This is a genomic window from Pseudomonas sp. GW821-FHT02B10, assembly GCF_059421865.1.
The window spans coordinates 72,201-93,789 of sequence record NZ_JBWKVU010000003.1 but is presented as its reverse complement, the minus strand read 5'-3'; the positions used below and the strand labels follow the sequence as shown (position 1 = coordinate 93,789).

The window sequence follows — 21,589 nt, the reverse complement described above, 5'->3', positions numbered from 1 at the left end:
GATGCCAGATTATAACTATGCGCGGCGCTGGAGCCGTCCGGCAAGGGCCTGGGGCCCTTGCCGGACAGGAAGACAGGATTACTCCTGACTTTCGCCACGCTCGCGGGCAATGGCCCGGTAACCGATGTCTTTGCGGTAGAAGCAGCCTTGCCAATCGATCTTAGCTGCCAGTTGGTAGGCCTGCTGCTGCGCGGCACCCACGCTTTCGCCCAGGGCGGTGGCGCAGAGCACGCGGCCGCCGGAGGTTACCACCTGATCGTCCTTGAGCGCGGTGCCGGCGTGGAAGACTTTGCCTTCCAGTTTGGCGGCCGCGTCCAGGCCTTCGATCACCGCGCCTTTGGCGTAGTCACCAGGATAGCCGCCGGCGGCCAGGACGATGCCCAGGCTCGGACGTGGATCCCATTGCGCTTCGACCTTGTCCAGCGCCTGGGCCAGGGCGGCCTCGACCAGCAGCACCAGGCTCGATTGCAGGCGCAGCATCACCGGTTGGGTTTCCGGATCGCCGAAGCGGCAGTTGAACTCGATGACTTTCGGGTTGCCGGCCTTGTCGATCATCAGGCCGGCGTACAGGAAACCGGTGTAGACGTTGCCTTCGTCGGCCATGCCGCGCACGGTCGGCCAGATTACCTGGTCCATCACGCGCTGGTGCACGTCGGCGGTGACCACCGGGGCAGGGGAGTAGGCCCCCATGCCGCCGGTGTTCGGGCCGTTGTCGCCGTCGCCGACGCGTTTGTGGTCCTGGCTGGTGGCCATGGGCAGCACGTTCTTGCCGTCGACCATGACGATGAAGCTGGCTTCCTCGCCGTCGAGGAACTCTTCGATCACCACGCGCGAACCGGCGTCGCCGAAGGCATTGCCGGCCAGCATGTCGCGCACGGCGTCTTCGGCCTCGCTCAGGGTCATGGCGACGATCACGCCTTTACCGGCGGCCAGGCCGTCGGCCTTGATCACGATCGGCGCGCCCTTTTCCCGCAGATAAGCCAGGGCCGGCTCGATCTCGGTGAAGTTCTGGTAGTCGGCGGTCGGGATCTTGTGGCGCGCCAGGAAATCCTTGGTGAAGGCTTTCGAGCCTTCCAGCTGGGCCGCGCCAGCGGTCGGACCGAAGCAGTCCAGGCCACGGGAGCGGAACAGGTCGACCACACCAGCCACCAGCGGTACTTCCGGACCGACGATGGTCAGGGACACGTTCTTCTCGGCAAAGTCGGCCAGCTGCTCGAGGGCCAATACGTCGATGGCCACGTTCTCGCACTTGGCTTCGATGGCGGTGCCGGCGTTGCCCGGGGCAACGAAGACTTTCTCGACCCGTGGGTCTTGAGCGACTTTCCAGGCCAGGGCGTGTTCACGACCGCCGCTACCAATGATCAGTACATTCATTTCAAAAACCTCGGATGACGCTAATTTGGGGAAGCGCGCAAGCCTGACGTTGTAGCCGCTGCCGCCAGGCTGCGATCAACCGCGAAGCGGTTGCAGGATTTCAGATCGCTGAAGACCCTTCGGGTCTATCGCAGCCTTCGGCAGCGGCTACAGGGGAGGGTGGCGCCCCATTGATGCTTAGTGGCGGAAGTGGCGCATACCGGTGAATACCATCGCAATGCCCGCTTCGTCGGCGGCGGCGATCACTTCGTTGTCGCGCATCGAGCCGCCTGGCTGGATCACTGCGGTGATGCCGACCTTGGCCGCGTTGTCGATGCCGTCGCGGAACGGGAAGAACGCATCGGACGCCATGACCGCGCCCTGCACTTGCAGGCCGGCGTGTTCAGCCTTGATCGCGGCGATACGGGCGGAGTTCACGCGGCTCATCTGGCCGGCGCCGACGCCGATGGTCTGACGGTTCTTGGCGTAGACGATAGCGTTGGATTTGACGAACTTGGCCACTTTCCAGGCGAAGATCAGGTCGTGGATTTCCTGTTCGGTCGGGGCGCGCTTGGTCACCACTTTCAGGTCGTCGGCGCCGATCATGCCGATGTCGCGGCTCTGCACCAGCAGGCCACCGTTGACGCGCTTGTAGTCCCAGGCCGGAACGCGGTCCGCCGACCATTGGCCGCAGGCCAGCAGGCGCACGTTGGCTTTCGCGGCAACAATGGCACGGGCTTCGTCGCTGACCGAAGGGGCAATGATCACTTCAACGAACTGACGCTCGACGATGGCCTTGGCGGTCTCGGCGTCCAGTTCGCGGTTGAAGGCGATGATGCCGCCGAAGGCCGATTCGGTGTCGGTGGCGTAGGCCAGTTCGTAGGCCTGGCGGATACCGCCTTCGGCGTCCGGGCTCACGGCCACGCCGCACGGGTTGGCGTGCTTGACGATCACGCAGGCCGGCTTGACGAAGCTTTTCACGCATTCCAGCGCGGCGTCGGTGTCGGCCACGTTGTTGTACGACAGTTCCTTGCCTTGCAGCTGGGTGGCGGTGGCGATGCCGACTTCGGCAGGCTTGGCTTCCACGTAGAACGCCGCGCTCTGGTGCGGGTTCTCGCCGTAGCGCATTTCCTGGGCCTTGATGAACTGGCTGTTGAAGGTGCGCGGGAATTCGCTGCGGCCTTCGGTGCTCAGGGTTTCGGCCGCCTGGTTCACGGTGCCCATGTAGTTGGCGATCATGCCGTCATAGGCCGCGGTGTGTTCGAAGGCCTTGAGCATCAGGTCGAAACGCTGGGCGTAGGTCAGGCCGCCGGCCTTGAGGCTTTCCAGCACCTGGCCGTAGTCGCTGGCGTTGACCACGATGGCCACGTCTTTGTGGTTCTTGGCCGCCGAGCGGACCATGGTCGGGCCGCCGATGTCGATGTTCTCGATGGCGGTCGGCAGGTCGCAGCCCGGCTTGGAGATGGTGGCTTCGAACGGGTAGAGGTTGACCGCTACCAGGTCGATCGGCTTGATGCCGTGCTCGTTCATGATGGCGTCGTCGATACCGCGACGACCGAGGATTCCGCCGTGGATTTTCGGGTGCAGGGTCTTCACCCGGCCGTCCATCATTTCCGCGAAACCGGTGTAATCCGCGACTTCCACTGCGGCCACGCCGTTGTCCTGCAGCAGTTTGAAGGTCCCGCCGGTGGAGAGGATCTCCACGCCCAGGGCTTCCAGCTCCTTGGCGAATTCGAGGATCCCGGTCTTGTCGGAAACACTGATCAAGGCGCGGCGGATCGGCAGGCGGGTAGTCTGGTCGGTCATCTCAATTTCCATCAAAAGCAAAGGAGTCAGCAAAAAAGGCGACCGGTTTTACGCGGGCGCCTTTCTGGTTTGATTGAATGCTTACAGCAAATCGTACTGCTTGAGTTTCTTGCGCAGGGTGCCGCGGTTCAGACCGAGCAGCTCGCTGGCCTTGGTCTGGTTGCCCTTGACGTAGTTCATCACGCTTTCGAGCAAAGGAGCCTCGACTTCGGAGAGCACCAGGTTGTACACGTCCGTGACGGCCGCGCCCTCAAGGTGGGCGAAATAATTGTGCAGCGCCTTCTCGACACTCCCGCGAAGGGTCTGGCCTTCTTCGCTCGGCGTATTGAGGTGCTGTTTCAAATTCACGTTGTCGCTCACGGGTGCTGTTCCACTCACTAAAGTCTCGGTCATCATCGTCATGCGGCCACCCCTTCTCCGTCCCCTGTCACCAGGCTCTTGTAACGCTCGGCAAAGAACTCACGAACGTTGGCGCACTGTGCTTCCGTATCTTCCAAACGATTGAAGTGGGCGCGAAACTCCCTGGCGCCCGGCAGAGTTGCGAGATACCAGCCCACATGCTTGCGAGCAATGCGTACGCCCATGACATCGCCATAGAAGGCATGCAGCGCGGCCAGATGCTCAAGCAGAATACGTTCCACCTCGAACAGTTCAGGTGCCGGCAGGGTTTGACCGGTACGCAGAAAATGTTCGATCTCACGAAAAATCCATGGCCGCCCCTGAGCGGCCCGGCCAATCAACAGCCCGTCGGCACCGGTAGCGTCGAGGACGTAGCGGGCCTTCTCGGGCGAGTCGATATCGCCGTTGGCGAAGACCGGGATCGACACCGCCTGCTTGATCGCAGCGATGGTGTCGTACTCGGCAACGCCCGTGTACAGGTCGGCCCGGGTCCGGCCATGGACCGCCAATGCCGTGATGCCTGCCTGTTCGGCGATCTTCGCCACCGTCAGGCCGTTCTTGTTCGCCCGGTCCCAGCCGGTACGGATCTTCAGGGTGACCGGCACATCGACTGCGGCCACCACGGCCTGCAGGATCTCGTTCACCAGATCTTCATCTTTCAGTAACGCGGAGCCGGCGGCCTTGTTGCAGACCTTCTTCGCCGGGCAACCCATGTTGATATCAATAATCTGTGCGCCCAACTCGACGTTGGCGCGGGCGGCATCCGCCAGCATCTGTGCATCGCCACCGGCGATCTGTACCGAGCGCGGCTCGGGATCGCCCTCGTGGATCATGCGCAGGCGCGATTTGCGACTGTTCCACAAACTCATGTCGCTGGTGACCATTTCCGAGACTACAAGGCCTGCACCCAGCCGCTTGCAAAGCTGACGAAAGGGCTGGTCGGTGACGCCCGCCATGGGGGCGAGAATCAAGCCGTTGTGCAATGTATATGGGCCGATGCGTACCGCCGACATAGGACTTCCCTGTTGTGGGGCCGGATCATGAGAGTTCGAAAAAGGGTTGGCATGATACCCGCTCTCGATGACTGGATAAAGGCTGAATTGGATAAAATCTGAACAGTTATTCTGTTATTGCCAACGGTTTGGTCCGCTGGGCAGCAGTCAGAAAACCGCCGTCAATCCCGGGCGGCCTTTGCTCGGATGGCGCGCCTTACTCGGGCGAGTGAAAGCTTAGGCTGTAGTTGACGGCCTTGGGGCCCGGATCGAGGATGTCCAGCGCGATATGGATCGGTGTCTGCGGCGGCATCTCCGACACCCCTTCGAGCTCACCCTTGACGTATTCGCCGGGTTTGAAGCGACGACTGGCGATCAGATGGCCGTTGAGGTCGGCGAAACGCAGTTCCAGCAGCGGGAAGGGCTGGGAGAACGGCGCGCGGTTGTAGATGATCGCATCCACCACCAGGGCGCCGCTGAAGTCCGGGTGGCTGCGCACCACCAGGTTGCTGCTTTTGATGCGGCCGATATCGACCTTCGAGGGCACCGTGCAGCCCAGTTCCGGGCAAAACTGCTGGAACCAGGGGCGGTACTGGTCCTGGCGCGCCAGTTCGTCGAAGTGATAGGCGATGTACTGGCCCGCCAGGCCGGCGGCGGCCAGCAGGATCAGCAGGCTCCAGAGCAGGCGGCGGCCCCAGGGCGAGCGGCGTTTTTGCCAGTCCAGCTGGATCGGGTCGTCTTCCAGGTCCAGCAACACGGCGTCCGGCGCCTCGGGCTCGGCGCGCCCACGCTTGTTGCGTGGCGCCGGGCTGGCTGGCGGCTCGATCTCATCGGGCTCGTCGGCCTTCAGGGAACCGTGCGCTGGCGTGGGCTCCAGGTCGTCGTCCAGGAGCAGGGAGGGCGCCTTGGGTTCGTCTTCCAGATCGTCCAGGTTGAAGGACAGCGACGGTTCGGTACGCCCGGAGCGGCCGGCGTCGACGGGCGGCTGCTCAGGTTTTTCGTCCAGGTCGCTGCTGGTGCCGGGTGGCTGGCTGAACAGGCTGTCCGGCCAGTGTTCCTCTTCGGCATCCGGCTGGTCGCGGCGGGCGCTGAGGGCGTCTTCCCTGGAGCCGCGCTCCTGGCCGAAGGCCTTGGTCGGCTGGATTTCCCGCTGTTCGAGCTTGGCCAGTTCCTCGTCCAGGTCGAGGCTGTCCAGGTCGAGCTCGGTGGCGCTCCACTGCTTCTGGCTGATGGCGCGCGGTGGCGGCGGGGTCAGCGGTTCAGCAGGGGCAGCCGGTGCGGGAGGTGTGACGACAGCGTCCTTGCCAGCGCGTTGCTCAAGCAACTGCCGTGCGGCGTTGAACACCTGCAGGCAGGAGCCGCAGCGCACCACGCCCCGGGCCACGCTCAACTGGGCGTGGCTGACGCGGAAGCTGGTTTGGCAATGCGGACACTGGGTGACGAAACTGTCGGTCATGCGGCGATCCGGTTTATACAGGCGGCCATTCTAGCGCCGACGGCCGGTGATGCGTACCCAGCCATCGAGGTTGGCGATCGGGTCCAGGTCGAAGTCCCGGGCGTAGGCGGCAGCGACTTCCTCACCCTGTTCGGCGAGGATGCCCGACAACGCCAGGCGTCCGCCGCTCTTGACCAGGCTGGACAGTTGCGGCGCCAGGGCGACCAGCGGGCCGGCGAGAATGTTGGCGACCAGTACGTCCGCCTGGACCTGCGGCAGGTCTTGCGGCAGATAGAGCGGGAACAGCGCTTCGGCGATGTTGTTGCGCCCAGCGTTGTCGCGGGAGGCTTCCAGGGCCTGCACGTCGATGTCGGTGCCCACCGCCTGTTTTGCGCCCAGCAGCAGGGCGGCGATCGCCAGGATCCCGGAGCCGCAACCGAAGTCCAGCACGTTGCAGCCTTCCAGGTCCTGGCCGTCGAGCCATTCCAGGCACAGGGCGGTGGTCGGGTGCGTGCCGGTGCCGAAGGCCAGGCCCGGATCGAGCAACAGGTTGACCGCGTCCGGCTCGGGAGCGGCGTGCCAGCTCGGGACGATCCACAGGCGCTGGCCGAAACGCATCGGCTGGAAGTTGTCCATCCAGCTGCGTTCCCAGTCCTGGTCTTCGATCACTTCGCTGTGATGTTCGGGCAGCGGGCTGCCGGTCAGCAGCTCAAGGTGGGCCAGCACGCTGGCGGCCTCGGTGCCGTCTTCGAACAGGGCCAGCAGGTGAGTGTGGTTCCACAGCGGGGTGGTGTTGAGTTCCGGTTCGAAGATCGGTTGATCCTCGGCGTCCATGAAAGTCACCGAAACGGCGCCAACTTCGAGAAAAGCGTCTTCGTAGGTTTCGGCTTGTTCTGGGCTGATGGCGAGACGGACTTGCAGCCAAGGCATGGCGGGCACCTTTGAAATATGTAATGTGCAGCCTAGCGGGCTGCGAGAAGCGCGCAAGTTTACGCGAGCGAGGCGCAGAAAACGACACGCCAGGCGCCATTTCCACTTGTCCGCACCGCCTCTCTGTAGGCGCGAGCTTGCTCGCGATGCCTGCAAGGGCGCCGCATGACGCCAGGAAAATGCGCGCTGTCGCTGATGGCCCTATCGCGAGCAAGCTCGCTCCTGCAAGGGGGGGCAGAAACGACAAGGCCGCTCGAAAGCGGCCTTGTCGTTCTGGTGCGGTGTCGATCAGTGTTGACCGGCCAGCTTGTGCTCCAGGTAGTGAATGTTCACGCCACCTTTGCAGAAGCCTTCGTCACGGGTCAGGTCGCGGTGCAGCGGGATGTTGGTCTTGATCCCGTCGACCACGATTTCGTCCAGCGCATTGCGCATGCGCGCCATGGCTTCTTCACGGGTTGCCCCGTAAGTGATCAGCTTGCCGATCAACGAGTCGTAGTTCGGTGGAACCGCGTAACCGCTGTACAGGTGCGAGTCGACGCGCACGCCATTGCCGCCCGGAGCATGGAAATGCTTGACCGTGCCTGGGCTTGGCATGAAGGTTTTCGGGTCTTCGGCGTTGATCCGGCATTCCAGGGCGTGGCCACGAATGACCACGTCCTTCTGGGAGATCGACAGCTTGTTGCCAGCGGCGATGCTCAGCATCTCCTTGACGATGTCGACGCCAGTGACCATTTCCGATACCGGGTGCTCTACCTGCACGCGAGTGTTCATCTCGATGAAGTAGAAACGGCCGTTCTCGTACAGGAACTCGAAGGTGCCGGCGCCGCGGTAGCCGATGTCGATGCACGCCTTGACGCAGCGGGCGAAGACTTCCTGGCGCGCGGTTTCGTCGATGCCCGGAGCCGGCGCTTCTTCAAGCACCTTCTGGTGACGACGCTGCAGGGAGCAGTCGCGGTCGCCCAGGTGGATCGCGTTGCCCTGGCCGTCGGACAGCACCTGGACTTCCACGTGACGTGGGTTGGTCAGGAACTTCTCCAGGTAGACCATCGGGTTGCCGAACGCCGCGCCAGCTTCGGAGCGGGTCAGCTTGGCCGAGGAGATCAGGTCTTCTTCTTTATGCACCACGCGCATGCCGCGACCACCGCCGCCGCCAGCGGCCTTGATGATCACCGGGTAGCCGACTTCGCGGCCGATGCGCAACGCGGTTTCTTCGTCTTCCGGCAGCGGGCCGTCGGAACCGGGCACCGTAGGTACGCCGGCAGCGATCATCGCGTGCTTGGCCGATACCTTGTCGCCCATCAGGCGAATGGTCTCGGCTTTCGGGCCGATGAAGGCGAAGCCGGAGTTCTCGACCTGCTCGGCGAAGTCGGCGTTTTCCGCGAGGAAGCCGTAGCCTGGGTGAATGGCGGTGGCGCCGGTCACTTCGGCGGCCGCGATGATCGCCGGAATGTGCAGGTAGGAGTGCGCGGCGGAGGCCGGGCCGATGCAGACGGATTCGTCCGCCAGACCCAGGTGCATCAGTTCCTTGTCGGCCTTGGAGTAAACGGCGACGGTCTTGATGCCCATCTCTTTGCAGGCACGCAGAATCCGCAGGGCGATTTCACCGCGGTTGGCGATCAGAACTTTTTCCAACTTCGCAGACATCGTTGGCTCTCCGCGGTTCAAACGATGGTGAACAGCGGTTGGTCGTACTCAACCGGCTGGCCGTCTTCGACGAGGATGGATTCGATCACACCGCTGGTTTCAGCTTCGATGTGGTTCATCATCTTCATGGCTTCGACGATGCACAGGGTGTCGCCTTTCTTCACGCTCTGGCCGACTTCAACGAAGGCTGGCGAGGTTGGCGAGGATTTGCGGTAGAAGGTGCCGACCATCGGCGAACGGGCAACGGTGCCGTTCAGCGCTGGGGCAGCTGGAGCTGCTGGTGCGGCAGCGGCGGCCGGAGCGGCAGCGGCAGGAGCGGCAACTGGAGCGGCCATCGGTGCCGGTGCGTAGTACTGCTGGGCTGGAGTCTTGCTGTGGCGGCTGATGCGTACGGACTCTTCGCCTTCCTTGATCTCGAGCTCGTCGATGCCGGATTCTTCCAGCAGTTCGATCAGTTTCTTAACTTTACGGATATCCATGAATCATCAACTCCCAAGGGTCGGTCAGGGGCGTTTAGCTTGTTGTTCAAGCTGCTCTAGTGCGGCCTCCAGGGCCAGTCGGTAACCGCTGGCGCCAAGGCCGCAGATCACTCCCACCGCAACGTCGGAGAAGTAGGAGTGATGGCGGAAAGGTTCGCGTTTGTGCACGTTAGACAAATGCACTTCGATGAATGGGATGCTCACCGCCAGCAGCGCGTCACGTAATGCGACGCTTGTATGCGTAAAAGCTGCTGGATTGATCAGAATGAAGTCCACGCCTTCATCGCGGGCGGCGTGGATACGGTCGATCAATTCGTACTCGGCGTTGCTTTGCAGGTAGAGCAAATGGTGGCCGGCCTCGCGGGCCCGGCGTTCCAGGTCCTGGTTGATCTCAGCCAGGGTGACTGCACCGTAGACCCCCGGTTCACGGGTGCCGAGCAGGTTCAGGTTGGGTCCGTGAAGAACCAGTAGGGTCGCCATCTGCCGTTCCTTGTTATTGCGCAGTGATTGGAATGTGCGGTTATCAGAACCCGGCGACTATGCCGCAAAGCCTTTGTGACTGTCCAGTTCTCTGCAATAGGCAGCACGATGACCGATGTTTACCTAAAATATGTGACCAACTGACTAAATCCGGTCATTTGCTGCAGCAATGCGTTCAGCGAAGTCCGCGGCGCTGATTTCGCCGACCACACGCACATCGGCACGTTCGACGCCATCTTTGCCGAAGAACATCAGCGCCGGTGGGCCGAACAGTTGGTAGCGGTCCAGCAGGGCGCGCTGTTCGCGGTTGCTGGCGGTGATATCGAAGCGCACCAGGCGGTAGCCCCGCAGGCGTTCGACGACCTGGCGGTCGTTGAGCACCTCGCGTTCGATGACTTTGCAACTGATGCACCAGTCGGCGTACCAGTCGAGCAGCAGCGGGGTACCGGCATTCCGGGCATCGGCCAGGGCCTGCTCCAGCTCACCGGGGGTGGTGACGGTCTGCCACTGGCCGGCGCTGGTTTGCTCGGGGCTGTTGCCGATGACCGCGACCGGTGGGCGGGCGAGCGGGCTGAACGGATCGGTCTGACCACTGAGCGCGCCGTACCAGCAGGCCAGGGCATAAAACAGCAGGAACAGCCCGCACAGCTGCGCCAGGCGCGCGCGTGGCGCCTTGTAGACAAACTCCAGGGCGCCGAGAAACAGGCCGACACCGGCCGCCAGCGCACCAATCAGCAACAGGCTGACCTGGCCCGGCAAGACCCGGCTCAGCAGGCCGATCGCCAGGCCGAGCAACAGCACGCCAATGGCGTTTTTCACGTAGACCAGCCATGGCCCGCTTTTCGGCAGCCAGGCCGCGCCGCCGGTGGCCACCAGCAACAGCGGCGCGCCCATGCCCAGGCCCAGGGCGAACAGTTTCAGGGCACCGCCCAGGGCGTCGCCGCTGGCGCTGATATACAGCAGGGCGCCTGCCAGCGGCGCCGAAACGCAGGGCGATACCAGCAGGCTGGACACCACCCCGAGAATCGCCGCGCCCCACAGCGAGCCACCTTCGGTGCGCCCGGCGATGCGTTCCAGGCGCTGGCTGATAAAGCGCGGAAGCTTGAGTTCGAAGACATCGAACATCGCCAGGGCGAACACGACGAAGAACAACGCAAAGGGCACCAGTACCCAGGCCGATTGCAGGCGTGCCTGCAAATTGAGCTGGGCGCCGAACAGCCCCATCAAGGCGCCGAGCAGGGCGAAACAGGCGGCCATCGGCAACACGTAGGCGAGCGACAGATTGAAGCCGCGCCAGCCGCCGACCTGGCCCTTGAGGACCACGCCGGACAGGATCGGCAGCATCGGCAGGACGCAGGGGGTGAAGGTCAGGCCGATGCCGGCCAGGAAGAACAGCGCCAGTTCGCGCCAGCTCCAGGCGGTTTTCCCATTGTCGGTAGCGGGGCCGCCGGCACTTGAGGCATTGGCCGAAGAGGCCGCGCCATCGATCTGCAAACGCTCGGTTTCCGGTGGATAACACAGGCCCTTGTCGGCGCAGCCCTGGTAGGTCACGGCCAGGGTGAAGCCTCGTTGGTCCGTGGCGCTGCGCGGCAGTTCGACATCGACAATGCCGTGGTAGACCTCGACGTCGCCGAAAAACTCATCGTGTTTCTGTTCGCCCTTGGGCAGTTGGGCGGCACCCAGGGTGATGTCGGCGGGCTCGGCGCGGAACTGGAAGCGGTGGCGATAGAGGTAGTAACCCTCGGTGGCGACGAAACGCAGCTTGATCGACTGCGGCGTGCTTTGCAGCAGGCTCAGTTGGAACGCTTCGCGCACCGGCAGGAAGTCGGCGCTGTTATTGATCGAGCCCAGGGTTGAGCTGGGGCGGCTGTCCAGCAACCCGGCGGCGGTCGCCGGCAGGGCAAGCACAAACAGCATCAGGCAAAGCAGGCGACGCATGGCAATCTCGCGAATCGAAGGTGTGCGCATGATAGCGGAGAGCGGTGGGGTATGCGTATGCGCCCCGTAGCCGCTGCCGAGCCTGCGACCGCGTTCTTTCAGGCAACCTGCATAGGCCGGTTTTGCGAGGACTGCGTCCTCGATCGCAGCCTCGCAGGCTCGGCAGCGGCTACAGGGCTACAGGGCTAGACGCGGAACGCCTGCACCGCCGTGTGCAGCTGGCCGCCCAGGGCCAGCAGGTTCTCGCCTTGTTCGCGGCCTTCGCCGATGCGTTGCAGGTTATCCCCGCCCAATTGATGGATGCGCTCGCTGTGGTCGCGGATTTCGCTGACGGCGCCGCTTTGCTGAGCCGTGACATCGGCGATGCGGATGGCGGTGTCGGAAATGGTCTGGATCGCCCCGACGATTTCATCCAGTGCACCGTCGGCGGCCTGGGCCTGGCTGGCCGTGGCTTCGGCATGTTCGACCTGGGCGCGCATGCCTTCCACCGATTGCCGGGCGGCGGCCTGCAGGCCGGCGATCAGGGTCTGGATCTCGGCGGTGGCACCCGCCGTGCGTTGGGCCAGGGAGCGCACTTCTTCGGCGACCACGGCAAAACCGCGGCCCATTTCCCCGGCTCGCGCGGCTTCGATGGCGGCGTTCAGGGCCAGCAGGTTGGTCTGGTCGGCAATGGAACGGATCACCGTGAGCACGCCGCCGATGGTTGCCGACTCCTCGGCCAGCTGTTCGATCATCTGCGCGTTGCCTTGCACTTCGCCGACCAGGGCATGCAACCCGGTCAGGCTCAGGCCGATCACTTTCTGCCCCTGTTCCACCGCCATTCCGGCACTGCGGCTGGCATCGGCGGCCTGGCTGGCATCGCCGGCGACTTGCTGGATGGTCGCTTCCAGCTCGCCGAGGGCGTCGCGGATCTGCGCGGTGTCGCCGGCCTGGCGCTCGGCCCCGCCGTGCAGGCCACTGCTCAGTTCCGCCAGGGCGCGGCTGCTGCCGGCGACCTGTTCGGCGTTCTGCCGGATGGTGCCCACCAGGTCCACCAGGTAGGCGCGCAGGCGGTTCAGGGATTCTTCTATATCGTGCAGTTCGCGGTTGGTCCGGCCCAGCTGGATGTCGCGGCTGAAGTCGCCTTCGGCCCAGGTCGACAGGGCCGGCGCCAGATTGGTCAGGACCCGTGCCAGCCGACGCTGCAAGGTGTCGATCAGCAGGGCGATCAGCAGGATCAGGCCGATCATCAAACCCTGCATCAGCCGCACTTCGCCCTGGATCTGCCCGTGCTGGGCGCGCACGACCGGTTCCAGTTCGGCGATGGCCTGCTGCACGGCGGTGATTTTCAGGTGGGTGGCGGCGCTGAGGTCGGCGCGTTTCTGGATCTGTTCGCGGGTGCGGTTCAGCTCGGCGGGATAGCGGCCGAGCAAGCTGTTGAGTTCGCGCTTGAGGCCGATGCCGGCGTCTTCGACGGCGGCCTTCTCAGTGTTCTCCAGGCCCATCATGGCCGCGAAGTCATCGGTGTTTGACGCATTGCTGGCCGCGACACCCAGCAACGGCAGGGTTTCCAGCTGCTCGGCCTGGGCGCGCATGTTGCTCACTTCGCGCTCGACATCGGCGGCCAGTTCGCTGCGGCCGCTGCTCACCAGTTTGTCGCGGGCCAAGGACAGCTTGCCCAGGTGCTGGGAGGCGGTCAGCAGCAACGGCAGGTAGGTCGCGGCGCTGGGATTGCTGGCCGCCCCGGTCGCGTACTGGCTCAGTTGTTCGAGGCTGGCCCCCAGCTCGCGCTCGGCCTGCAGCAGTAGCGCCTGCGGATCGCCGGCCAGTTTGCCGGCGGCCAGCAGGTCGGTCTTGCTGAACTCGGCCAGGCCCGACAGGCTCGGGCGCAGGCTTTGCGCCAGTTCCGTGGGCAATTCGCCGAGCTGGGCTTGCAGGGTTTCGATGGCCTGGCTGGCGCTGCTCAGGCGCAGGGCGTCGCCGCTGGCCAGGTAGTCCTCGATGTTGCGCGCCACCTGGTTCTGGAACTGCTGGGACAGCCCCAGGTAGCGCTCCATCAATAGGTAGGGGCGCTCGAGGGCGCGTTGCGACCACCAGAGCGTGGCGCCCAGGGCCAGGCAAACGGCAACTAGTAGCAGGGTATTGAGATTGGTCAGCAGCTTCAGGCGCATCGCGTCCTACCAACGACTTGAATGGTAAGCGCCTGAATTTATTGCGTTTGTATTACAAGGTTATGACCGAATCGGTGGATTCCGGTGAAAAAGTGGCGCTTTGATGGCGCGCCGCCTGGACCCGGTTGCGCCCGCTGTCCTTGGCGCGGTAGAGCGCTTCGTCGGCCTGGCTGGCCATCATCAGGCTGTCGGAGTCTTCCCGCAGTTCGACCACTCCGGCGCTGAAGGTGCACCACAGGTCCTGGGGCTGGGCCGGGTAATGGATTTCGGCAAAGCGCTGGCGGATTTCATCCAGCACCTTGCAGGCCGCTTCCAGGTCGGTGTCGGGCATGACGATGGCGAATTCTTCGCCGCCGTAGCGGCCGATGAAGTCGGTCTTGCGCAGGCGTTGCTTGAGAAACAGCGCCAGGCTCTTGATCACCCGGTCGCCCATGGGGTGGCCGTGGCTGTCGTTGACCCGCTTGAAGTGGTCGATATCCAGCATGGCGAAGCTCAGCGGCTTGTTTTCGCGGCGCGCGCGGAAGCTGCAGTCTTCGAGCAGTTGCAGGATATGGGTGTGGTTGTACAGCCCGGTCAGGCTGTCGCGGACCATGCGCGCCTTGAGGTTGCGCGCGCGGGCGGCGCGGTTGCGCACGGTGGTGATCAGGTGGCGCGGCTTGATCGGCTTGGTCAGGAAGTCGTCGCCGCCTTCGCTCATGGCGTCCAGCTGCTTGTCCAGGTCGTCTTCGGCCGACAGGTAGATGATCGGCACGCTGACATAACGGTCGTTATGGCGGATTACCTTGGCCAGCTCGGTGCCGGTACAGGCCGGCATGTACATGTCGAGGATGATCAGGTCCGGCTGGAAGTCGGCCAGTTCGGCCATGGCCTGGATCGGTTCGATCAGGGTCCGGGTGATGATCCCGGCGCTGTTGAGCAGGCGCTCGGTGTGCAGGGCCTGGGCGCGGGAGTCGTCGATGATCAGCACTTTATAAGGTTCGTACTGGGCGACGCAGGTGAGGATCTCGATCTTCTCCAGCAGGCTCGAGGCTTCCAGGGTACCGGTGAGGAACTCCTGGCCGCCGGCGCGCACGGCGGCCAGGCGGGTCGGGGTGTCGGTTTCGTGGAGGCTGAAGAACAGCAGGGGCAGCTTCTGCTCCAGGCCTTCCTGGGCTTCGGCGGCCAGTTGCAGGCCCATGCCGTTGCCGCAGAAGTCGACGTCGATGACGATCGCCGCCGGCAGGCGCTCGACCATCGAGGAGCGAAACGCGGCGATGCTGTCCAGAGACTGGGCGCTGAGACCGAAGAATTCCAGCTGCTTGGCCAGGCGCTCGCCGCGATCGTGGTCTTGCAGCATCACGTAGATCGGCTTGCGCAGGGGCGGCAGGAAGGTCTGCTCCAACTGGTCGCCATGGCGCAGGCCGGTGCGCGACAGGCGTTGCATCAGGCGGTTGAGGTCGGTGATCAGGCCGCTGCTCAGGCGTCCGCGGTTGGCGTCCACCGCTTCCAGCGAGTCGCTGATGCTGCGCGCCAGCTGGGTATGTTCGGGTTGTTCGAAACGTTCGGCGAAACGCAGCAGGCGCAGGTTGGCCTCGCTGAGTTCGGACATGTCGGCGGTCGACCATTCGCTGCGCTGCAGGCGCTGCCATATCTCGAGGATCTGACGAGCCTGGTGAATGACCCGCTGGGCAAAGTGGTGCTTGAGGCGCTCACGGCTGGGGTCTTCTGGCTCGGTCATATCCTGACTACTAGTTAGGGTGCATGCTGAGATCGACTGGTGGCTCTATGCTAGCACCTCTTATGGATTGTACGAGTGTCGTACGTCAACAATCTGCAAAGCGACCTTATTCAGTTCCCGACCGACTGGTCGCATAGGTTCTGAACTGTGCTTCATTTATAGTGGCCGCTCGATGTACACCCGGCATGTGGCGCCTTGCGCGGCGGATGATTTTTAATCCGTTCGGTTCGAGGCACGATGGAGTAGGGTTGTGGTCGAACCGATGAACCCAAGTGATTGAAAGGATATAGCCATGCTGGACTGGAAGAACCGCGCGGGCAGCGCGCCGGATCGTGCTGCCGAACCCACGTCGGCGACACGCAGCTACTTTGGTGGCTTGCTGTTCAGCCGCGCCCTGGGCACCCTGGTGGCCTTGTACCTGCTGGTGGCCGGTGCCCTGGGCTGGTACTGGAGCCAGGAACCGTCGCTGTTCCCCGTCCAGCAAAGCGCGCAGGTTGCCGCCGAGAAGGAAGGCAAGCAGATGGTCGTGGGCTACACCACGGTGGAAACCCTCAAGACCGTGGCCGGCACCCTGCTGAACAAGCCGGGTGGCTATATCTCCAACGACCGTTTCCCGCCGGGCCTGTGGATGGACAATATGCCGAGCTGGGAATACGGCGTGCTGGTGCAGGTCCGCGACCTGACCCGCGCCTTGCGCAAGGACTTCGCCCGTTCCCAGTCGCAGTCCGCCGAGGACGCCGACCTGGCCAAGGCCGAGCCGCGCTTCAACTTCGACAACAAGAGCTGGGTGCTGCCGTCCAGCGAGTCCGAGTACCAGGAAGGCATCAACTCCCTGAGCCGCTACCAGGCGCGCCTGTCCGATCCGAACCAGAAGAGCGCGCTGTTTTACGCCCGTGCCGACAACCTGAACAACTGGCTGGGTGATGTCGGGACCCGCCTGGGCTCGTTGTCCCAGCGCCTGTCGGCCAGCGTCGGTCGGGTCAAGCTCAATACCGCGCTGAAAACCGAAACCCCGGCGCCGGGCCAGTCGCCGCAGGTTGACGAAGAGGTGGTGGAAACCCCTTGGATGCAGATCGACAACGTGTTCTATGAAGCGCGCGGCCAGGCCTGGGCCCTGTCGCACCTGCTGCGCGCCATCGAGGTCGACTTCGCCGACGTGCTGGCCAAGAAGAACGCCACTGTCAGCGTGCGTCAGATCATCCGTGAACTGGAAGCGTCCCAGGAGCCGATCTGGAGCCCGATGATTCTCAACGGCAGCGGCTTCGGCGTGCTGGCCAACCACTCGCTGGTCATGGCCAACTATATTTCCCGCGCCAACGCGGCTGTCATCGACTTGCGTCAATTGCTCAATCAGGGTTGATTCATGGTGGTTACCTCCAATGAGGCCGCGCATCGCGCGGCCTCCGATGCCGAACAAGTCGCCTGGGTCGATGGCGAAGACCAGTTGCTGGGCACGCTGGCCCGCTCGGAGTTGCGTGAGCGCGGCCTGATCGGGCGCGGTACCTATATCCTGCTGTTCAATTCCGCCGGTGAGCTGTGCGTGCATCGGCGCACCCTGAGCAAGGCCATTTATCCCGGTTATTGGGACGTGGCCGCGGGCGGCATGGTGCTGGCCGTCGAAAGCTACGCCGAGTCGGCTGCCCGGGAGCTGGAGGAAGAGTTGGGCGTGAGCGGGGTGGAATTGACCGCCCATGACCATTTCTTTTTCGAAGACACCGGCAATCGTCTCTGGTGTTCGGCCTTTTCGGCGGTCTGGGACGGGCCTCTGCGCCTGCAGCCGGAAGAGGTGCTGGAAGCGCGCTTCATTGCGATCGACGAAGTGATGCGGGAAATCACCGAAAAGCCCTATTGCCCGGACTCCCTGGCGGCTTTGCAGCGCTATCTGGCGCGGCGTCGTTAAAGTTGTATAAATTGGCGCGGTTAGGCTCTTAGCAAGTCGGCTTTTTGCCGTTACACTGCGCGACCTTTTTCAAGCTGAGCCGGCTTGCTTTTGTAGGAGCGAGCTTGCTCGCGAAGAACGCAAGGATGATGGGTGCTATCTGAAAGCACGCGTTATCGCTGACGTCCATCGCGAGCAAGCTCGCTCCTACAAGGTGTACCGGCCCAGTAGCGCTGCCCCTGCCTGAGTGGGGCTTCGCGGTCGATGGCACAGGCCATGTGCTTCGACCAGTCTTTGTCCTCCCAAGAGGATTGCCGGTGGCCAAAAAAGCCGCATCCTTCGCCGCCCTTGGTGGCCTGGTATTTTCCACCGACGCAGGTCGACATTGCCCGGACTGTAGCCAGCCGGTGGCAGCCTGCATCTGCAAACAAACCGTTATCCCTGCCGGCGACGGCATCGCTCGCGTGCGTCGCGAAAGCAAGGGCCGTGGCGGCAAGACGGTGACCACCATCACCGGCGTGCCGTTGGCCGAAGACGCGCTCAAGGAACTGGCGACCACGTTGAAGAAACGTTGTGGCACCGGTGGCGCGCTGAAAGACGGCGTCATCGAGATCCAGGGCGATCATGTCGAGCTACTCTTGGCAGAGCTGATCAAGCACGGTTTCAAGGCGAAGAAGTCCGGCGGCTAGCAGCCTCTGTGAAAACCACCCCCGACTTGATGCAGCCCTGATCCGATTCAGGCTTGCCGTCGTCTTCATGGTTTTCACAGAGCCTGTTCATGACCGGTTTCTAAACTCAGCGCTGTAACCGAGGTCTACGTCCTCGTTGCAGGCTAATCGTCATTTTCATTCTTTAGACTGCGCCAGCCCCGGACCGGGGTGGCGCTCTATGACTTCTCTATAGGGGACTTCGATGTCCGTACGACGCACACGCAAAGACGATGGCAGCCAATGGACAGTTGCGGATAGCCGCAGTGTTTATGGGATTCGCCATTGGGGGGCCGGGTATTTCGCGATCAATGACGCCGGTCGCGTCGAAGTTCGTCCGAACGGCCCGAACAGCTCGCCCATCGACCTGTTCGAACAAGTCGAGGAGCTGCGCAAGAGCGGCTTGTCCCTGCCGCTGCTGGTGCGCTTCCCGGATATCCTGCAGGACCGCGTGCGCCAGCTGACCGGTGCTTTCGACGCCAACATCGAGCGCCTGGAATACCAGAGCAAGTACACCGCGCTGTACCCGATCAAGGTCAACCAGCAGGAAGCGGTGATCGAGAACATCATCGCCACCCAGAACGTCTCCATCGGCCTGGAAGCCGGCTCCAAGCCCGAGCTGCTGGCGGTGCTGGCGCTGGCGCCGAAAGGCGGCACCATCGTCTGCAACGGTTACAAGGACCGTGAGTTCATCCGCCTGGCGCTGATGGGCCAGAAGCTGGGCCACAACGTGTTCATCGTGATCGAGAAGGAATCCGAAGTCGCCCTGGTGATCGAAGAAGCCGCCTCGCTCAAGGTCAAGCCGCAGGTCGGCCTGCGCGTGCGGCTGTCGTCCCTGGCGTCGAGCAAGTGGGCCGACACCGGTGGCGAGAAATCCAAGTTCGGCTTGTCGGCGGCGCAGCTGCTGTCGGTGGTCGAGCGTTTCCGCGGCGCCGGCCTGGACCAGGGCATCCGCCTGCTGCACTTCCACATGGGCTCGCAGATCGCCAACCTGGCGGACTACCAGCATGGCTTCAAGGAAGCCATCCGTTACTACGGCGAGCTGCGCAACCTCGGCCTGCCGGTGGATCACATCGACGTCGGCGGCGGCCTGGGCGTGGACTACGACGGTACCCACTCGCGCAACGCCAGTTCGATCAACTACGACATGGATGACTACGCCGGTGTCGTGGTCGGCATGCTCAAGGAGTTCTGCGACGCGCAGAGCCTGCCGCATCCGCACATCTTCTCCGAAAGCGGCCGTTCGCTGACCGCGCACCACGCCATGCTGGTGGTGCAGGTGACCGACGTCGAGAAACACAACGACGACGTGCCGCTGATCGAGAACAAGGAAAGCCTGCCGGAAACCGTGCAATGGCTGGTGGATCTGCTGGGCCCGACCGATATCGAGATGGTCACCGAAACCTACTGGCGCGCCACCCACTACATGAGCGACGTGGCCGCCCAGTACGCCGACGGCAAGCTGACCCTGGCCGAGAAAGCCCTGGCCGAGCAGTGCTACTTCGCCGTGTGCCGGCGCCTGCACAACTCGCTGAAGGCGCGCCAGCGCTCGCACCGCCAGGTGCTGGACGAACTCAACGACAAGCTGGCCGACAAGTACATCTGCAACTTCTCGGTGTTCCAGAGCCTACCGGACACCTGGGCCATCGACCAGGTCCTGCCGATCATCCCGCTGCATCGCCTGGACGAAGAGCCGCTGCGCCGCGCGGTGTTGCAAGACCTGACCTGTGACTCCGACGGCAAGATCAACCAGTACGTCGACGAGCAGAGCATCGAGACCAGCCTGCCGGTGCATGGCCTGAAAGAGGGTGAGGACTATCTGCTGGGCGTGTTCCTGGTCGGTGCCTACCAGGAGATCCTCGGCGACATGCACAACCTGTTCGGCGATACCGACTCGGTGAACATCTACCAGAACCCGAACGGCACCGTGTACCACGCCGGGATCGAGACCCACGACACCATCGAAGACATGCTGCGTTACGTGCACTTGTCGCCGGAGGAGTTGATGACTCATTACCGCGACAAGGTGGCCAGCGCGAAGATCAGCGCCAGCGAGCGTACCCAGTTCCTCGACGCCCTGCGTCTGGGCCTGACCCGCTCGTCGTACCTGTCTTCCTGAGGTTTCGACGGCTCAAGAAAAACCACCGCTTGCGGTGGTTTTTTATGCGCGCCGCAAAGCTCAGCGGGCCGGGCTGAACCAGCCGTCGTGCCGGTGCAGCCCGAGGGCGAAGGCCAGCAGGGTCAGGCTGCGCACCAGCATGAACAGCAGGAAGGTCAGCCACAGGCCGTGGTTGCCCAGGCCCTGCAAGGCCCAGGCGCAGGGCAGGGTGATGAGCACGCTGAGCAGCATGCCGTTACGCATTTCCCGGGCGCGGGTGGCGCCGATGAACAGGCCGTCCAGCAGGTAGCTCCAGACTGCGATCAGCGGCAGGGCGGCGAGGTAGGGCAGGTAGGTGAAGGCGGTCTGCCGCACTTCGGCGATATCGGTCTGCATCTCGATGAACAGGTGCCCGGCGCACAGGAACAGCACGGCAAAACCGATGCTGGCCAGCAGCGACCAGCCGCCGGCGACCACCAGCGAGCGGCGCAGGGTCAGGTGATCGCGGGCGCCGATGGCGTGGCCGCACAGGGCTTCCACCGCGTGGGCCAGGCCGTCCAGGGCGTGGGCGGTCAGCAGCAGGCCGTTGAGCAGCAGCGCGTTGGCGGCCACGGTCGCGTCCCCCAGCCGCGCGCCTTGCACGGTGATCAGAAAGAACACCGATTGCAGGGCCAGGCTGCGGATGAAGATGTCGCGATTGACCGCCAGCAACGGCCGCCAACTGGCCCAGCGCTGCAACGCCGCCCAGGCAATCCGCCCCGGGTAGGCGCGCAGGGCCGGGCGGGTCATGGCCAGGCCGATCAGCGCGCCGGTCCATTCGGCGATCACCGAGGCCCTGGCCGAGCCGGCCACGCCCCAGTCCAGGCCCAGCACGAACCACAGGTTGAGGGCGATGTTGATCAGGTTGGTGCTCAGCAGGATCGCCAGCGGCGCCCGGGCGTTCTGGGTGCCGAGGAACCAGCCGACCAGGGCCATGCTGGCCAGCGCCGCCGGCAGCCCGAGCAAGCGGGTATGGAAGAAGGTGCGGGTCATTTCGTCCAGCTCGGCCGAAGGCTGCATCAGCTGCAAGGCCGCGCCGCTCAACGGCACGCCTATGGCGCCCAGCAGCAGGGCCAGCCCCATGGCCAGCAGCAGGCCTTGCACCAGGATCTGCCGCAGCGCCGCACCGTCGGCGCGCCCGGCGGCCTGGGCGGCAAAGCCGGTGGCGCCCATGCGCAGAAAGCCCATGGCCCAGGCCAGGAAGGTATAGAGGCTGGCGCCGACCGCCACCGCGCCGAGCTGGTGGGCGTGGGGCAAATGGCCGATGACGGTGCTGTCGACCAGCGCCACCAGCGGCACGGAAATATTGGAAAGAATCATCGGCGCGGCCAGCGCCCACACCCGAGCATGGGTCGGACGGTGGCGCCAGGCAGAAATCAGGCTGGACATGCAGGCTCCTTGAGAGCGGGCATTGTAGCCGCTTGCCCGCCCGGCCATGCCATCCCGATCACGGCCCGAATCCTACAAAGAAGCCGCCCTCAGTCGATCAATGTGCGCTGCGCCACAGCCAGCCGGACGGCGGTGAGATATAGTTCAACCCTTC

General features: G+C 63.9%; 16 protein-coding genes and 1 pseudogene. 4 read left to right on the top strand and 13 right to left on the bottom strand.

The features are described 5' to 3' along the window. Positions 1 to 78: 78 nt before the first annotated feature. The 12 genes and pseudogenes from purD to AC07VU_RS07815 all read right to left on the bottom strand — a co-directional run bounded on the left by purD (position 79) and on the right by AC07VU_RS07815 (position 15,323). Entirely contained in the window at positions 79 to 1,374 is a 1,296-nt protein-coding gene (gene purD / locus AC07VU_RS07870; protein ID WP_495029694.1) for a phosphoribosylamine--glycine ligase, read from the bottom strand. Positions 1,375 to 1,551: 177 nt separating this feature from the next. Beyond that, positions 1,552 to 3,159 carry a bifunctional phosphoribosylaminoimidazolecarboxamide formyltransferase/IMP cyclohydrolase gene (purH, locus tag AC07VU_RS07865; RefSeq protein ID WP_457275545.1) on the bottom strand — a complete coding sequence of 536 codons (1,608 nt, stop codon included), beginning with the start codon at positions 3,157 to 3,159 and terminating at the stop codon, positions 1,552 to 1,554. A gap of 81 nt (positions 3,160 to 3,240) precedes the next feature. Then, positions 3,241 to 3,561, bottom strand: a complete 321-nt coding sequence (gene fis, locus AC07VU_RS07860) for a DNA-binding transcriptional regulator Fis (RefSeq protein WP_007921650.1) — start codon at positions 3,559 to 3,561, stop codon at positions 3,241 to 3,243. Next, the gene (gene dusB / locus AC07VU_RS07855) at positions 3,558 to 4,571 is read right to left on the bottom strand and encodes a tRNA dihydrouridine synthase DusB (protein WP_007921649.1); all 1,014 of its coding nucleotides are present in this window, start codon (positions 4,569 to 4,571) and stop codon (positions 3,558 to 3,560) included. The genes fis and dusB overlap by 4 nt, the downstream gene beginning before the upstream one ends. Positions 4,572 to 4,767: 196 nt before the next feature. Continuing rightward, the gene (locus AC07VU_RS07850; protein WP_457275546.1) at positions 4,768 to 6,006 is read right to left on the bottom strand and encodes a DUF3426 domain-containing protein; all 1,239 of its coding nucleotides are present in this window, start codon (positions 6,004 to 6,006) and stop codon (positions 4,768 to 4,770) included. 30 nt (positions 6,007 to 6,036) lie between these two features. Then, positions 6,037 to 6,915 (bottom strand): 50S ribosomal protein L11 methyltransferase, encoded by an 879-nt coding sequence (gene prmA, locus AC07VU_RS07845; RefSeq protein ID WP_102680536.1) that lies wholly within the window; start codon positions 6,913 to 6,915, stop codon positions 6,037 to 6,039. A gap of 288 nt (positions 6,916 to 7,203) precedes the next feature. Further along, positions 7,204 to 8,559 carry an acetyl-CoA carboxylase biotin carboxylase subunit gene (gene accC, locus AC07VU_RS07840; protein WP_007921646.1) on the bottom strand — a complete coding sequence of 452 codons (1,356 nt, stop codon included), beginning with the start codon at positions 8,557 to 8,559 and terminating at the stop codon, positions 7,204 to 7,206. A 17-nt stretch (positions 8,560 to 8,576) separates the two neighbouring features. Then, entirely contained in the window at positions 8,577 to 9,038 is a 462-nt protein-coding gene (gene accB, locus AC07VU_RS07835; protein WP_007921645.1) for an acetyl-CoA carboxylase biotin carboxyl carrier protein, read from the bottom strand. 24 nt (positions 9,039 to 9,062) lie between these two features. Further along, positions 9,063 to 9,518 carry a type II 3-dehydroquinate dehydratase gene (gene aroQ, locus AC07VU_RS07830; protein ID WP_007921644.1) on the bottom strand — a complete coding sequence of 152 codons (456 nt, stop codon included), beginning with the start codon at positions 9,516 to 9,518 and terminating at the stop codon, positions 9,063 to 9,065. A 144-nt stretch (positions 9,519 to 9,662) separates the two neighbouring features. Beyond that, complete coding sequence (locus AC07VU_RS07825; RefSeq protein WP_495029693.1) at positions 9,663 to 11,456, bottom strand: protein-disulfide reductase DsbD; 1,794 nt, start codon at positions 11,454 to 11,456, stop codon at positions 9,663 to 9,665. Between the two features lie 185 nt (positions 11,457 to 11,641). Next, positions 11,642 to 12,148: pseudogene (locus tag AC07VU_RS07820) on the bottom strand (methyl-accepting chemotaxis protein); the annotation flags it as partial. A gap of 1,510 nt (positions 12,149 to 13,658) precedes the next feature. Next, on the bottom strand, positions 13,659 to 15,323 hold the full coding sequence (locus AC07VU_RS07815) for a response regulator (protein ID WP_007921641.1): 1,665 nt from the start codon (positions 15,321 to 15,323) through the stop codon (positions 13,659 to 13,661). Positions 15,324 to 15,615: 292 nt separating this feature from the next. Between AC07VU_RS07815 and AC07VU_RS07810 the strand changes: the two genes are divergently transcribed. The 4 genes from AC07VU_RS07810 (at position 15,616) to speA (ending at position 20,028) form a co-directional block, all read left to right on the top strand. Further along, positions 15,616 to 16,683 carry a DUF2333 family protein gene (locus AC07VU_RS07810; RefSeq protein ID WP_274305401.1) on the top strand — a complete coding sequence of 356 codons (1,068 nt, stop codon included), beginning with the start codon at positions 15,616 to 15,618 and terminating at the stop codon, positions 16,681 to 16,683. A 3-nt stretch (positions 16,684 to 16,686) separates the two neighbouring features. Beyond that, a complete protein-coding gene (locus AC07VU_RS07805) occupies positions 16,687 to 17,223 on the top strand; it encodes an NUDIX hydrolase (protein ID WP_495029692.1) in 537 nt (178 codons plus the stop codon). 296 nt (positions 17,224 to 17,519) lie between these two features. Next, positions 17,520 to 17,891, top strand: a complete 372-nt coding sequence (locus AC07VU_RS07800) for a translation initiation factor Sui1 (RefSeq protein ID WP_007921638.1) — start codon at positions 17,520 to 17,522, stop codon at positions 17,889 to 17,891. Positions 17,892 to 18,114: 223 nt separating this feature from the next. Next, positions 18,115 to 20,028, top strand: a complete 1,914-nt coding sequence (gene speA / locus AC07VU_RS07795; protein ID WP_009041986.1) for an arginine decarboxylase — start codon at positions 18,115 to 18,117, stop codon at positions 20,026 to 20,028. A gap of 60 nt (positions 20,029 to 20,088) precedes the next feature. Here speA and AC07VU_RS07790 read toward each other — a convergent pair whose 3' ends face one another. After that, positions 20,089 to 21,435, bottom strand: coding sequence for an MATE family efflux transporter (locus AC07VU_RS07790; RefSeq protein ID WP_495029691.1), 1,347 nt, complete (start codon positions 21,433 to 21,435; stop codon positions 20,089 to 20,091). Positions 21,436 to 21,589 lie beyond the last annotated feature (154 nt).